The following is a 13,885-nucleotide window of genomic DNA, read 5'->3' on the forward strand; positions in this document are numbered from 1 at the left end:
CCAAGACAACCATGCGACCGGCCCGTGACCTGCGTGCCGGTCGGGGTCGCCGATGCCAGGGACCGCTCCCCGGGCTGCGGTGATCTTCCTTCCCAGGAGGACCCTCCGCATGTTCCGACGTATAGGCAACACTGTCGTCCGTCATCCCATTTGGACGATCGTGGCGTGGCTGATCGCCGCGGTCGCCATTGTGGCCACCGCGCCGAGTCTGCCCTCCAACAGTGATGAGAGCAGTTTCCTGCCGAAGAGTTACGAATCCATCAAAGCGGCACAACTCCAGGAGAGGGCGTTCCCCAGCGCCTTCACCCCGTCCGCGATCGCGCTCTACCAGCGCACCGACGGCGGCAAGCTGACCGCCGCCGACCAGAAGGACGTCGCCCGGATCACCTCGGATCTGGGCAAGAAGCACATAGACCAGGTGCAGAAGGTCGTCCCCGGCCAGCCGTCCAAGGACGGCAGGTATGACCTGACCCTGGTGCAGATGGACAGCAAGAACGCCGGCCAGCCCAAACAGGTCGACGCCGCCAGGGACTTGCGCGCGGAGGTCAGGAAACTGACCAAGGGCACGCATCTCGACGTCAAACTCGGCGGCTCCGCCGCCCAGGCGCTCGACCAGGAGGACTCCTCCAAGCGCGGCCAGGCGCTGATCGGTATCGGCACCTTCGTGATCATCCTGGTGACACTGCTGATCATCTTCCGGGCGCCGATCCTGGCCGTCCTGCCACTGCTGCTGATCGGCCTCGTGTCCGCCATCGCCAACGGCCTGATCGCCTACGCCACCAAGCTCTTCGACCTCCAGGCCAACAGCTCGATCTCGTCCATCCTGATCGTCGTCCTCTTCGGCGTCGGCACGGACTACTTCCTGTTCCTGATCTTCCGGTACCGCGAAAGGCTGCGCGCGGGTGACGAGCCCAAGGAGGCCATGATCAACGCGGTCGCCCGGGTCGGCGAGGCCATCGCCTCGGCAGCCGGAGCGGTCATCATCGCCTTCCTCGCCCTCGTGCTGTCCACGCTGGGCTTCCTCAAGCAGATGGGCCCGGCGCTGGCCATCGCGGTCGCCGCCACCCTGGTCGCGGGCCTGACCCTGATCCCGGCCGTGGTCTCGCTCATCGGGCCCAAGGTGTTCTGGCCCTCCAAGTCCTGGCAGAAGGAGCCGGAGAACGCCCGCTTCGCCGCCCTCGGCCGCGGCGTGCGGCGCCGCCCGGCGCTGACCGCCGTAGTGTCCGGTCTCATCCTGCTCGCCCTGTCGCTCGGCACGCTCGGCTACAAGGCCACCTTCGACCTGGCCTCGGGCTCCATGCCCAAGACCAAGGAGTCCATGGTCGTCCAGGACGAGATGCAGAAGGCGTACTCGGCGGGCGCCGCGGCACCCACCGACGTCTACCTCTCCTCCACCGACGGCAAGCCGCTGGACAGGTCCGCCTTCGACGCGTACGCGCGCAAGCTCGGCGCCGTGGACGGCGTCGCCAACGCCCGCATGACCCAGGTGAACAAGCAGGGCACCACCGCCGACTTCACCGTCACGCTCAAGTACGAGGCGTCCACGGACAAGGCCATCGACGCCGTGGGCCGGGTCCGCGACGTCGCGCACTCCGCCGCGCCCGGCGGTACCGAGGCGCTCGTCGGCGGCATGTCCTCCATCTTCAAGGACATCAACGCCGCGGTGAACCACGACTACCGCACGGTGTTCCCCGTCGCCGCCCTCCTCATCATGATCATCCTGGGGCTGCTGCTGCGCAGTGTGGTCGCGCCCTGGTACCTGATGGCCTCGGTGGGTCTCGGCTTCGGTGCGACCCTCGGCGCCACCGTGTGGATCTTCCAGGACGGGCAGGGCCACTCGGGACTGATGTTCATGCTCCCGGTGATCATGTACCTGTTCGTGGTCGCGATCGGCACCGACTACAACATCCTCATGATCGCCCGACTCCGCGAGGAGGCCCGGGAGGGCCGTGACCCCCGCGAGGCGGCGGGCATGGCACTGCGGCACGCCGGACCGACCGTGGCCGCGGCGGGCTTCATCCTGGCGGCGACCTTCGCCACCATGATGCTGGCGGGCAACTCGCTGCTCATGGAGATGGGCTTCGCCGTCTCCTTCGGCATCGCGGTCGCCGCGTTCATCATGGCGATGTTCTTCACCCCGAGCCTCACGGCGCTCATAGGCCACGCGGCCTGGTGGCCGGGCCACGGGGACCGGGCGACGGTGCCGGCCACCGGCGCAACCGTCGGCTCCGCACCCGTCCACGGAGACGAGGACCGGGACGCCACCCACGACCCGGCGGGCCGCCGCGGCTGACCGCGTCACCCACCGAAGTCCTGCCGGGCCGTGCGGCCCGGCAGGACTTTTCGCGTTCCGCGGGCAATCCGCCGGTGCCCGCCGGTGCCCTGCCGTGCCCGGCCAGCCGACGGACGCGACCGCTACGGCACGCGGCGGCCGCGGCCGGCCGTCGCCCGGCCCGCCAGGCACCGACGCGGACGCCGGCGTCCCGCACCGGGCACGGCCGTGCGCGGTGCGCCCGCGCCGGGGGCCGCGCGATCTGTGGCCGTAGCCGGTCGGTGCGCACCGCACGCTCGTGTGAGCCCTGTACGCGCCCCCGTCCGCGCGACAAGACTGCGCTGCCGGCGGGCAGCCGGGCCGTCGTGCCGGCCGCCGGTCGTTCCCGTGACCAGGAAGGCAGGTCGGCGCCGTGCTGTTGTGTCTGCCCACGTCCGTGACGGAAGCCCAGGAGTGCCTGGCCGAGGGGGCCGTGCCCATCGGCGGGGCGACCCTCGTGTGGGCGACGTGGCAACGGGACGGTTTCCCCGGCCTCGCCATGTCCCTGCGCGAGGTGCCGGAGGCCAATGTCCTGGGACGCGAGACCGTCGGCGGCGCCGTGGTCCTGCACCGGATCGACGCCGAGCAGCCGGACGTCCTGCGGCTGGCCGCCGCCACCATCGGCACCGGAGCCGTGCGGCGGACCGCGACGGTCGGGGGCAACCTCGTCGGCAGCACGCTGCGCTGCCTGCTCCCCGCCGCCCTCGTCCTGGACGCCCGCGCCACGGTCCTGGAATCCGACGGGGTCCGTGAGGCGGACCTGACCGAGGTCGTCGCCGAACGGCCCGTTCTGCTCAGCCTGCGCTGGCGTGCGCCGGTCGCCTCCGCCTACCGCAAACTGCCCGGCGAGGCAGGCGGGCCGCCCCCTCTGGTCGTGGCCTCGGCCTTGAGCGCCGGTGACGGCGCGCGCCGGCGCCTGCGCGTCGCCGTACGCGACGGCTACGACGTGCTCAGCGGGGACACCGCCGGAGACACCGACGCCGAAGAGGCCCTCGGCGCACTGCGCGGCACGGCCCTGGGTGACCTGTCGGCCGTCGCCTGGGAAGTGATCCGCCCCCAGGTCACCGGCCTGCTGCGTGAGAACGCCGGGAACGGGGACGGCCCGAGCACGCCGCATCGGTGACCGCGCCGCCGCGCGCCCCGCAAGCGGGCACGCTTGCGCACGATCACGGCGCGAACGGGCGGTGGCGTACGTCCGCCGGGGCAGAGGTCCGCCCTCGGACCGACCGGCCGTTTGCCGTACCGGCAAAGACGCTGGCCGCCGGCCGTCACCTTGACCGAGCCTGACCGGGCACCGCTCCTGTACCCGGAAGGCAGACCGTGACCGCGACGACGCTCGCCCCGAACCCACCGCTCCCGCTGAGCACCCGCAGACGCTGGACGGTACTGGCCGTCTGCTGTCTGAGCATGTTCCTGGTCGGCCTGGACACGACCATCGTCAACGTGGGCCTGCCCGCCATCGGCCGCGGCCTGGACGTGGGGACCCGCAGTCTCGAGTGGACCGTGGACGCGTACACCGTCGTCCTGGCCGGTCTGCTGATCTCCTCCGGCGCGCTGGCGGACCGCTTCGGGCGCCGGCGGGTGTTCCAGTGGGGGCTGACGGTGTTCGGCGCGGCCTCGCTGGCCTGCGCGCTCGCCCCGTCGGTGGGTGCGCTGATCGCGGCACGCGCGGTGCAGGGGGTCGGCGCCTCCATGCTGAGCCCCGTGGCACTCGCCATCGTGGTCAACGCGATGCCCGACCCGCGGGAGCGAGCGCGGGCCATCGGCGTGTGGGCGGCGGTGTTCGGGCTCAGCATGGCCGCGGGCCCGGTCACCGGCGGCGCCCTCGTCGCGGGACTCGGCTGGCGGTCGCTGTTCTGGATGAACGCCCCGGTCATCGTGGCCGCCCTCGTGCTCAGCGCGCTGTTCGTACCCGAGTCCCGGGCGGCGAAGGCCCGGCGGCCCGACGTTCCGGGGCAGCTCCTGCTGACCGTGACGATCGGACTCTGGGTCGGCATCCTCATCGAGGGGCCGCGCATCGGCTGGACGTCCTTCGCGGCGCTGACCGCCTACGCCCTCGCCGTCGCGGCGACGGCGGGATTCGTGTGGGCGCAGGCCCGCCGGACCGAACCGCTGGTGGACCCCGGCCTGTTCCGCGGGCCCGTGTTCAGCGGCGCCGTCCTGGGCGCCGTGGCGGTGTTCGCCGCGCTGAACGTGACGCTGCTGCTCAACACCCTCTACCTCCAGCACGCCCGCGGCTTCACCCCGCTGGCCGCCGGTACGGCGACCCTGCCCATGGCGTTCGGCGCCACCGTCTGCGCACCGTGGTCCGGCCGCCTGGTCGGCCGTACCGGCCCGGGGCTGCCGCTGCGCCTGGCGGGCGGCTTCCTCACCGCCGGCGGGCTGTGCCTGACCGGACTCGACCGGCACACCAGCGTGTACCTGCTGCTGTTCGCCTACCTGCTCATCGGCATCGGCTTCGGTTTCGCCAACGCGCCGATCACCAACACCGCGGTGAGTGGACTGCCTCCCGCCCGGGCGGGGGTGGCGGGCGCCGTCACGTCCACCGCGCGACAGCTGGGCTCCGCCGTCGGCATCGCCGTCGCCGGCGGCCTGGTCGCGGGCACCGCCCCCGCGGGCCTGGCCCGCGCCTCCCGCCCGGGCTGGCTGCTGGTCGCCGCCTGCGGGCTCCTGCTGCTCCTCGTGGCCCGCGCCTCCCGGCCCGCGCGAGGCCACCAAGACCCGGGGCCCGGCACGCCGGACCCCGCGCGGGCCCGCTGACCGACGCGCCACCGGCCCCCCGCGGGTGTGTCGTACGGCCCGCGGTGACGTGTCATCGTGGCCGGTATGACGGCAGAGGCGGACGTGGCCGTGCTGGTCGGCCTGCAGGCGTCGGGGAAGTCGGCCTTCTACGCACGGTGCCTGTCCGACCGGTACGAGCTGGTCAGCAAGGACCTGTTCCCACGGAAGGCCAGGAACAAGCAGGGCCGGCAGATGCGGCTGCTGGCCGATCACCTGGCGGCCGGACGGGCGGTGGCCGTGGACAACACCAACCCGTCGCCGCGGGAGTGGGCTCCGCTGGTGGAGCTGGCCCACGCGCACGGCGCGACGGCGACGGCCTACTGGTTCCCCCCGGACGTGACCGGCGCCCTGCGGCGCAACGCCGCACGCGAGGGCCGCGACCGGGTCCCGGACGTCGGTGTCCTGGCCACCCTGAAGAAGCTGCGCAGACCCTCGCCCGCGGACGGGTTCGACGCGGTCCACGAGGTACGGTTCGACGGCCGGGGCGGCTTCGAGGTGCGGGCCGCCTGAGCAGTGTGCGCCCGGCCGGCGCGGCCGCGCGCCGACCGGGGGCCGTCGGCCCGGCGCTGTGATGCCCCGGTGGTCCCGTGTCCGGTCTCCCGTGCTCCGTGCGGAGTGCCCGTGGACGGTCCCCGGGCCCGGGTCCGGCCGTCAGGGCAGGGTGCGGCACAGCAGGGCCGCGGGGCCGGGCCGGCTGCCCACCCGGGTGGTGAAGGCGATCCCGGCGGCGTACTTGGTCGCCGCGCACTGTCCCTTGAGGCTGCCGTACGCGAAGTCCCCGCCGGCCGCGTCGGCGGGACGGCCGTCGGACCGGTCGAACCACACGGTCCGTCCGGCGCCCGGCAGCGCGCCGCGCGCCGGGACGCACAGCGCCGTCGACACACGCTCGCCGCGCAGCGCGTAACCGATGAGGAACTCATCCTGCGGACACTGGTACTTGGTGTAGCCGGACGCCCAGTCCCCGCCGGCCGGCACGTACCGCTCGTCGGTGACCACCGTCCGGCGCGCGTCCCCCGCGCGCAGGTCCGCCGTGCCCGTGTCGGTGCACAGACCGCGCCCACCGGTGTGGCCCAGCCCGAGGAGCCGGGTGCCGTCGGGGCAGGCGGCCTTGTACGCTCCCGGGTCCCAGTCTCCCGCGGCGCGCACCCGCAGTGACGCCACCGCGTCCCCGTGATCGGTGCTGAGCATGCGCCAGACGGGGACCGGGGCCACGGGACCGGCCTTGCCCGGCGTGGTCATCAGGCGCTGCCATGCCGCGCCGCGCCAGTCGCCGGGGTCGAGGATGCCGGAGCGGTGCCCGGTGTCGTCGTAGCGCAGCAGTGCCCAGTCGTCGTGGCCCGCGAGGCCGACCAGGGGCCAGAACGCGAAGTCGGCGTCGTGCTCGGCGAGGTAGCCGGTGAGGCTGCCGAACCAGGCCCGGGCCGCCGGGTTCGTCTCGCCCGAACCGATGCCGAACTCGCTCACCCACAGCGGTGCGGTGTAGTGCCGGCCGCTCTCCTCCACGAAGAAGGCCTCGTCGTCGAGGGCCGTGGCCAGCTCGGCGGGTGACAGGTCCTGGTAGCGGGCGTCGTGGGTCTCGCCGACGCCGGTGGCTCCGCTGTGGTGCGGGCCGGTGTAGCCGTAGAAGTGGGCGGAGTAGACGAGTTTGCGGGCGTCCACGAGCGTGTGGGACAGCGTGCGCGCGGGAGTGAGCACCGGCCGGCCGTGCGGGAGTCCGTCCACGGGTACCCCGGTCCAGTTGATCCCCTCGATGACGATGAGGAGGCGCGGGTCTCCCTCGGTGAGGATGCGGTCGGCGGCCAGCTGGGCCGCGGCGTACCAGTCGTGGGCGTCGCCCATGCCCCAATTGGGGTCGTCCAGTACATCGCGCCGGACCTCGTTGTACAGATCGGCGCCGACCACGCGTGGGACGGAGGCGTAGCGGCGGGCCATGAAGACCCAGTCGTCCGCCCACTGCCCGGTGGACTGCCCGCTGTTCCACCGCTCGTTGCCGTCGACGCCGCAGCACCAGCGGGAGGTGTTGGTGTGGTTGTTGAGGACGACCGCGAAGCCGTACCGGCTGAGCGCGTCCACCACGGCGTCGTACACCTCCAGCGGTGTCCTGCCGCGCAACTGGGGATTGGCCGCGACGGCGCTGTCCGGGACGGCGGTCGTACGGTGGATCATCTCGTTGGAGAACGGCAGCCGGATGGTGTTGATGCCCGACTGGCGGAAGTCGGTGAGGAGCCGGGCCAGCGGTGCGCGGTCCAGGCCGAGGGGGATGCCGTGGGAGTCCTGCCCGGCGTGATGGTTGGCGGGGTCGGCGGCACTGCCGACGCCGGTCCAGGAACCCTGTGCGCCGTCCCAGTTGGCGCCCTTCAGCCGGAAGCGGTCGCCGTGTGCGTCGACGATGTACCGGCCGCGGGTCGACAGCGGTGCTTCCCAGGCGGCGGTGTCCGCCCTGCCGGCGGTGGTCCGGGCGGCGGCGGAGTGCGGTGGTAAGCACTTGCCGAGCGCCCGCAGGGTGCCGTCGCCCGGGTTGGACCAGCGCTGCGCGGCGGTGCCGTTGCAGTCGTGGAGCTGTACGGCGGTGCCGTTGGCGTTCGCGGCGCCCGCCACGTCGGCGCGCTTGCCGGCGAGGCCGGTGATCCGGCCGTCCGCGGCCTGGGCGGGCGTGACGGCGAACAGGACGGCGAAGGACGCGGCCATGAGAGCGGCCGCGAGCCTCCCGGGACCTACGCGGGGGGAGGGCGACCGCCTGGTGCACGGGATAGGCATGGAGAGACCACTCCAGTTCACGGAACAGCTGGGGTACGGGCCAAGCAGTCTGGCACGGGCCTCAGTTGAGGACCTTCTGCGTGACCACGATGTGTCCGGCGTCGGGGTTCAGGCTGCCGCCCAGCCGGCCGAACGCCCCGTCGGTGAGGTCGAGGCACTTGGGTTCCTGAGGGGTCTGCGCGAACGTGCCCCGGTCGTTGATCCGGACCACCAGTGACCTGCCGTTGGCGAGGTTCGTCACCTGCACCCGGGTCCCGAACGGCAGTTGGGGCTGACGGGTGAGCGAAGTGGCGGCCGTGTCGGCGTTGTTGTCGAAGACCTCGCCGCTGGCGGTCAGCGCGCCGGGCGGCTGGGGGCCGTAGTGCGTCGCCCAGCACTGCTCGGCGGCGGCCTGGGCCGGGGAGGTGGCGAGCAGACCGGCCGGCACGGCGAGGGCGACGGCGAGTGCGGCCTGTAACAGGGTGCAACGTATGGGGGGTTGTGCGGCCACGGAGGAGATCACAGCCTTTCGCGGTCGGCGGATGGCGGGGCGGGCCGTACAAAGCCGCGTGCCCGCGGAAGAAGGCCGCCCGGCATCGGAACGTAAAAGGTCTGAACCACAGCCGTCAAGGGGTGAACAGGCCTTCAGGGCAGACCAGTTGGGGTGCCCGGAACACGAAGGCACCGTCCCGGTGGCGGCGAGGCGGTCGTTCGGATGGTGAACGTCCGCTGAGGCCGCTCACCTGACGACTCGGCCGGGGGAGGCTCCCCGCCCCCACGGCCGCTCACGCGCGCCTCGCCCACGAGGCCCGGGGAAGCCGGCGTGCGCCGCGAAGTCCTGCCCCGGGCCGGCTGGGTGGGCGGATCCTGCCCCGCGCCGTGACCGCCGGCCGGACACGACCGACGCCGATCCCTACCCCGGGGTCGCCCCGGCGGGGGGCCGCCCGCTGCCGCGCCCGGACCCCTGCCGTGGGGCTCCATGGCATCGATCGGACGCTCGCGGACTTCCGTGACCGGACCTCACCCGGCTCCCGCGGCCCGCCGTGACCAGGGGACCGGCCGGCAGCACGCGCACGTGCTGCCGGCCGTCCGTCGCGGGTCTCCCGGCCGGCGGCGTCAGCCGCTCGTGAGGACGACGAGCTTCCGGGTCGCCCGGGTCATCGCCACATAGCGGTCCACCGCTCCCTCGACCCCTTCGCCGAACTTCTCCGGATCGACGAGGACGACGAGGTCGAACTCGAGTCCCTTCGACAGTTCCGGTGTCAGGGACCGGACACGGGGCGTCGCCCGGAACGTGGGGTCGCCGATGACGCAGGCGATCCCGTCGGCATGCGCGGCGAGCCAGTCGTCGAGGATCGGGTGCAGGTCGGCGGTCGATCCGTGGACGACGGGCGTGCCCCCGCCGCGGATGGACACCGGCACGTTGGCATCCGGCAGGACGGCCCGGATGACGGGCTCGGCCTCCGTCATGATCTCCTCCGGCGTCCGGTAGTTGATGCTCAGGGGAGCCACGGTGACCCGGCCGAGCCCGACCCGTGCCAGCCGCTCCTGCCACGACTCCGTGAACCCGTGCCGGGCCTGGGCGCGGTCACCGACGACGGTGAAGCTCCGGGACGGGCACCGCAGCAGCAGCATCTGCCATTCGGCGTCGGTCAGTTCCTGCGCCTCGTCCACGACGATGTGCGCGAAGGGACCGGCCAGCGAGTCCGGGTCGGCGGTGGGCAGGCCGCTCTCGTCGACGAGGCTGTCCTGCAGGTCCTTGCCGTGCAGCATCGTCACCGCGCCCTCACCGTCGTCGTCCGCCCTGAGCAGGCCCTCGATCACGGCGGACATGCGCTCGCGTTCGGCGGCCACGGCCGCCTCGTGCCGGCGCCTGCGCCGCGACGCCTCCGGGTCACCGAGCCGCTGCCGTGCCGCGTCCAGGAGCGGCAGGTCGGACACCGTCCACGCCTGGGCGTCCGCGCGCTGGAGCCGCCGTACGTCGTCCCGGTCGAGCCAGGGAGCGCACATCCGCAGGTAGGCGGGCACCGTCCACAGGTCGCCGACGAGGTCGGCGGCCTCCAGCAGCGGCCACGCGCGGCCGAACGTCGTGAGCAGCTCCCTGTTCTGACGCAGCGCCCTGCGCAGCAGCGTCTCCGAGACGTCACCGGGGTGCTTGTCCACCAGCATCGTCAGCAGCTCCTCCCAGACCTGGTGACGGGCGTCGTTGTGCGGCGTACCGGGCTCCGCCGCGTCGAACGCCACGGCCCAGTCCTCGGCGGTCAGCGGGATGTCCGACCAGGGGGTGATGACCTTCATGCCCTCGGTGGGCGGTTCCTCGTAGAACCGGACGGCCTTCTCGATCGCCTTCACCATGGCCGCGGACGACTTCAGCCGGGCCACGTCCGGGTCGGCCTCGACCGTCGCCGACGCTCCCTCGGCGACGAGGTCCCGCAGGATGCAGGTCTGCACGCCCTCCTCCCCGAGGCTGGGCAGGACATCGGCGACGTAGTCCAGGTAAGGCCGGTGCGGGCCGACGAACAGCACACCGCCCCGGCGGTGCCCCAGCCGGGGGTCGGAGTACAGGAGGTAGGCGGAGCGGTGCAGCGCGACGACGGTCTTCCCCGTACCCGGACCGCCGTCCACGACGAGAGCACCGCGGGACCCCGCGCGGATGATGGCGTCCTGGTCGGCCTGGATGGTGGCGAGCACGTCCCGCATCCGGGCCGACCGGTCGCCGTCGAGGCTGGCGATGAAGGCCGACTGGTCGTCGAGAGCGGCGTGGCCCTCCAGCCCGTCGGCGGCGAACACCTCGTCCCAGTAGTCGCTGATCCGGCCGCGGGTCCAGCGGTAGCGGCGGCGGCTCGTCAGTCCCATCGGGTTGGCGTGGGTGGCCCCGAAGAACGGCTCCGCCGCGGGCGAACGCCAGTCGACCAGCAGCCGGCGTCCGGAGCTGTCGGTGAGGCCGAGCCGTCCGACGTACACGGGCTCGGGGTGGTCGGCGCTCACCATGTGCCCGAGGCACAGGTCCAGGCCGAAGCGGCGCAGGGTGCGCAGGCGAGCCGTCAACCGGTGGATCTCCGCGTCCCGGTCCATCGCCTGCCGGCCCTTGCCGCCGGGCGCCTTCCGCTCGGCCTCCAGACGGCCGGACAGTTCGGCGACCGACTGCTCGAGGCACCGCGCGATCGCGGCGAAGTGCTCCTCGTCGCCGCCGATCAGCGCGGGGTCGGCCTTGGAGGACAGGCGGTCGGGAAGGTCGAACGCGCCGAGGGCCAAGGGGTTCACGCATCAGCTCCGATATGAGATCTCTTGCGGCCATGACGGCACCCGGTGCCGTGAGAAGCCGGTTCAGGCCGGTCATTCTGCGGTACGGCAGGGGCCTTGCCGCAAGGCCCCTGATCGGCTATATGTTGAGAGTGGCAAGGAGTGGGTGACCTCCTTGCCTTCTTGTTTTTGCCGCCGCGTCCGTCCGGAGTCCGAAACCCGGTGCCTCATGCAGGGTACCGAGTGCTCCTTCGAACGATCTTGGTGTACGGGCCCGGCTTCGGGATACCCGCGTCACACACCCCGCCCGCCGCGGCACCGTCTCACGAGCACCGGCTCCGGCCGGCGGATACGGAGCGCCGTACGCGTACGGGCGCACCGGGTGTCCGCCCGGCCTCCCGACGCGGGCAGAACCCGGGAAGAACGCCGAGCGGAACCCGAGAAGGACCCGAGAGAAGGAGCACACGCATGTCGCAGGTGGAAGAGTCCATCGAGGTCGCCGTCCCGGTCAGCACCGCCTACAACCAGTGGACCCAGTTCGAGACCTTCCCCCAGTTCATGGACGGCGTCGAGCGCATCGAGCAGCGCACGCCGACTCTCACGCACTGGGTGACCAGGATCGACGGTGCCACCCGCGAGTTCGACGCCGAGATCACCGAGCAGATCCCCGACGAGCGCGTCGCCTGGACCACCGTGAGCGGCGAGACCAAGCAGGCGGGGGTCGTCACCTTCCACCGTCTGGACGAGACCCGCACCAAGGTCATGTTGCAGCTGGACTACGAACCCCACGGCCTGGCCGAGACCGTCGGTGACAAGCTCGGCGTCGTCAAGCGGCAGGTCACCGGTGATCTGGCGCGGTTCAAGAAGTTCATCGAGGCTCGCGGCGGCGACGAGACCGGCGCCTGGCGAGGCCAGGTCTGAACCCGCACGTGACGGCCGGTGCGCCGCACGCCGCCGCACGGCGGGCGTGGGAACCGGCCCCACGTCCGGCTGCCGCACGGGCATAACCCCGGCCGGCCGGGCAACACGCGGTGGCAACGGCGGGTAACCGCGCGACGAGGAGGGGACAGGACCATGGCGGTCAGGCGGCACGAGGCGTTCGCGATCAGCTGTGCGGCGATGGCAGGAGCGGGGACGGCCGTCGCGGCCGTCCGTTGGTGGAACCGCCGCCGGCCGCGGCTCTGCCCCGACCTGCCGGTCGAGGACCGGGTGGAGGAACTGCACCTGGCCTTCCAGGACCCGTCGGTCCCGCCGTCCGCCGCACCGGAGGAGGCACTGCACCGGTACTGGAGCCGGTTGCAGCCGCTGGACCTGGCAGCCGAGAGGGCGGACGCGTTGCCCGCGCTGCCGCCCGAATGACAACGCAGGGAGCGTCGAGGCACCGCTTCACCACCGTCGGCCGGATGAAGCCGGGGCAGTTGCCCTGCACCGCTCTGTACGGGGTACTCGCACGCTCTCCGGGGGCCGGGAGCGCCGACGGCGCCCTCGGCCCGGACACAACGAGTGACGGGAGGTGATCGTCATGTCGGACACACAGTTCCACCACGAAGCAGGCCGACAGGCGCCGGGTTCGGAGCCGGTGGGCGAACTGGTGCAGCGCGCGTCGCAGCAGCTGACGGAGCTGGTGCGGGGCGAACTGCGCCTGGCGCAGGCGGAGATGAAGGACAAGGGCAAGCGGTACGGCAAGGGGGGCGGACTGTTCGGCGGCGCCGGACTGGTCGGGTTCCTCATGCTCCAGGCCCTGGTGGCGACCGCGATCGCCGCGCTGGCGGTACCTCTGCCGGTGTGGGCCGCGGCCCTCATCGTCACCGCGGTCCTCGGCGTGATCGCCGCGGTGATGGCGCTCAAGGGGAAGAAGGAAGTCGCCCAGGCCGCGCCGCCCGCGCCCCAGCAGACGATCGAGAACGTGAAGGCCGATGTGGCCGAGATCAAGGAGAGTGCGCACCGATGACCCAGCCGCCGCATGACGAACCGACCGCTTCCAGCCAGGAGGAGCTGCGCGAGCAGGTCGAGCACACCCGTCAGGAGTTGGGGGAGACCGTGGAGGCGCTCGCGGCCAAGGCCGATGTCAAGGCGCGCGCCCAGGAGAAGACCGCGGAGGTCAAGGAGCAGGCCGTCGCGAAGGCCGGTGAGCTGAAGGAGCAGGCCGCGGTCAAGGCCGGGGAGGTCAAGGCCCGGGCCGCCGAGGCGGCGGCCCGGGTGCAGGACAAGCTCCCCGAGCCGGTCAAGGAGAAGGCCTCGTCGGCCGCCCAGCAGGCCCGCGCGAAGGCCGCCGAGGCGGGCCGGCTGTGGGAGGAGAAGGCGCCGCAGCCGGTGCGGGAGAAGGCCGCCCAGGGCGCCCGGATGGCGCGGGAGAACCGTACCTTGCTGGTGGCAGCCGTCGGGGCGGTCGTCGTGCTGGGGCTCGTCTGCCGCCGCCGCAAGGACTGAACCCGTGACGGCGGCGACGGCGTGCCGGCCCGCCGCGGGCCGCCACGCCGTCGCCGTCACCCGCGGCCCGGCCGGACACCGGCCGGGCCGCCCCGCCCCGCGAGGGGTCTCCGCCGACATCAGGGAGACCATCGCCCCGGCGTTCCCTACCGCGAGGACCGGCGCCCCGGCGTCCCCGACCGTGGGTTGACCGGCGCCTCAGGCGCTCCCGGCGTGTCCGGGCCCCCGCCGCTCCCGGCATTCCCGGCGTCCCTCAGTCTTCACGGCGCCCCGCACAGCAGACCGGCGAACCAGCGGCACCGGCGGGTTCCCGGTCCGCCCGCAAAGGGGAACACATACCCGGCGACCGACCGGCACGGTTGTGCGCTGTCGTGCCGGACACTG

The 13,885-nt window shown here is 72.9% G+C and carries 11 protein-coding genes; 8 read left to right on the plus strand and 3 right to left on the minus strand.

Annotation, left to right across the window (positions count from 1 at the left end; translation table 11 throughout):
- The first annotated feature begins 109 nt into the window (after positions 1–109).
- The 4 genes from ACGFT1_RS17535 (at position 110) to ACGFT1_RS17550 (ending at position 5,602) form a co-directional block, all read left to right on the plus strand.
- Complete coding sequence (locus tag ACGFT1_RS17535; RefSeq protein ID WP_373909856.1) at positions 110–2,293, plus strand: MMPL family transporter; 2,184 nt, start codon at positions 110–112, stop codon at positions 2,291–2,293.
- A gap of 391 nt (positions 2,294–2,684) precedes the next feature.
- Positions 2,685–3,434, plus strand: coding sequence for an FAD binding domain-containing protein (locus ACGFT1_RS17540; protein ID WP_373909857.1), 750 nt, complete (start codon positions 2,685–2,687; stop codon positions 3,432–3,434).
- 197 nt (positions 3,435–3,631) lie between these two features.
- On the plus strand, positions 3,632–5,071 hold the full coding sequence (locus ACGFT1_RS17545; RefSeq protein ID WP_373909858.1) for an MFS transporter: 1,440 nt from the start codon (positions 3,632–3,634) through the stop codon (positions 5,069–5,071).
- A 66-nt stretch (positions 5,072–5,137) separates the two neighbouring features.
- The gene (locus ACGFT1_RS17550; protein WP_373909859.1) at positions 5,138–5,602 is read left to right on the plus strand and encodes an AAA family ATPase; all 465 of its coding nucleotides are present in this window, start codon (positions 5,138–5,140) and stop codon (positions 5,600–5,602) included.
- A gap of 141 nt (positions 5,603–5,743) precedes the next feature.
- Here the strand turns inward: ACGFT1_RS17550 and ACGFT1_RS17555 are convergent, their stop codons facing one another.
- From ACGFT1_RS17555 to helR, 3 genes are all read right to left on the minus strand, one after another.
- Positions 5,744–7,780, minus strand: coding sequence for a cellulase family glycosylhydrolase (locus ACGFT1_RS17555; RefSeq protein ID WP_373909860.1), 2,037 nt, complete (start codon positions 7,778–7,780; stop codon positions 5,744–5,746).
- A 130-nt stretch (positions 7,781–7,910) separates the two neighbouring features.
- Positions 7,911–8,339, minus strand: coding sequence for a septal ring lytic transglycosylase RlpA family protein (locus ACGFT1_RS17560; protein ID WP_373909861.1), 429 nt, complete (start codon positions 8,337–8,339; stop codon positions 7,911–7,913).
- 605 nt (positions 8,340–8,944) lie between these two features.
- The gene (helR, locus tag ACGFT1_RS17565; RefSeq protein WP_373909862.1) at positions 8,945–11,092 is read right to left on the minus strand and encodes an RNA polymerase recycling motor ATPase HelR; all 2,148 of its coding nucleotides are present in this window, start codon (positions 11,090–11,092) and stop codon (positions 8,945–8,947) included.
- A 447-nt stretch (positions 11,093–11,539) separates the two neighbouring features.
- On the opposite strand from helR, the gene ACGFT1_RS17570 reads away from it, so the two are divergent.
- The 4 genes from ACGFT1_RS17570 (at position 11,540) to ACGFT1_RS17585 (ending at position 13,501) form a co-directional block, all read left to right on the plus strand.
- The gene (locus ACGFT1_RS17570; RefSeq protein ID WP_373909863.1) at positions 11,540–11,992 is read left to right on the plus strand and encodes an SRPBCC family protein; all 453 of its coding nucleotides are present in this window, start codon (positions 11,540–11,542) and stop codon (positions 11,990–11,992) included.
- Between the two features lie 153 nt (positions 11,993–12,145).
- A complete protein-coding gene (locus ACGFT1_RS17575; protein WP_373909864.1) occupies positions 12,146–12,430 on the plus strand; it encodes a hypothetical protein in 285 nt (94 codons plus the stop codon).
- A 163-nt stretch (positions 12,431–12,593) separates the two neighbouring features.
- The gene (locus ACGFT1_RS17580) at positions 12,594–13,022 is read left to right on the plus strand and encodes a phage holin family protein (RefSeq protein ID WP_373909865.1); all 429 of its coding nucleotides are present in this window, start codon (positions 12,594–12,596) and stop codon (positions 13,020–13,022) included.
- Entirely contained in the window at positions 13,019–13,501 is a 483-nt protein-coding gene (locus ACGFT1_RS17585; RefSeq protein ID WP_373909866.1) for a DUF3618 domain-containing protein, read from the plus strand. Before ACGFT1_RS17580 ends, ACGFT1_RS17585 begins: the two co-directional genes overlap by 4 nt.
- The last annotated feature ends 384 nt before the right edge of the window (positions 13,502–13,885 follow it).

Source organism: Streptomyces sp. Y20 (assembly GCF_043195475.1).
GTDB lineage: Bacteria > Actinomycetota > Actinomycetes > Streptomycetales > Streptomycetaceae > Streptomyces.

Excerpts from the sequence above, each read along its gene's own strand:
- ACGFT1_RS17535 (WP_373909856.1), top strand. The coding sequence starts at position 110 with ATGTTCCGACGTATAGGCAACACTGTCGTCCGTCATCCCATTTGGACG.
- ACGFT1_RS17550 (WP_373909859.1), top strand. The coding sequence starts at position 5,138 with ATGACGGCAGAGGCGGACGTGGCCGTGCTGGTCGGCCTGCAGGCGTCG.
- ACGFT1_RS17555 (WP_373909860.1), bottom strand. The coding sequence starts at position 7,780 with ATGGCCGCGTCCTTCGCCGTCCTGTTCGCCGTCACGCCCGCCCAGGCC.
- ACGFT1_RS17570 (WP_373909863.1), top strand. The coding sequence starts at position 11,540 with ATGTCGCAGGTGGAAGAGTCCATCGAGGTCGCCGTCCCGGTCAGCACC.
- ACGFT1_RS17575 (WP_373909864.1), top strand. The coding sequence starts at position 12,146 with ATGGCGGTCAGGCGGCACGAGGCGTTCGCGATCAGCTGTGCGGCGATG.
- ACGFT1_RS17580 (WP_373909865.1), top strand. The coding sequence starts at position 12,594 with ATGTCGGACACACAGTTCCACCACGAAGCAGGCCGACAGGCGCCGGGT.
- ACGFT1_RS17585 (WP_373909866.1), top strand. The coding sequence starts at position 13,019 with ATGACCCAGCCGCCGCATGACGAACCGACCGCTTCCAGCCAGGAGGAG.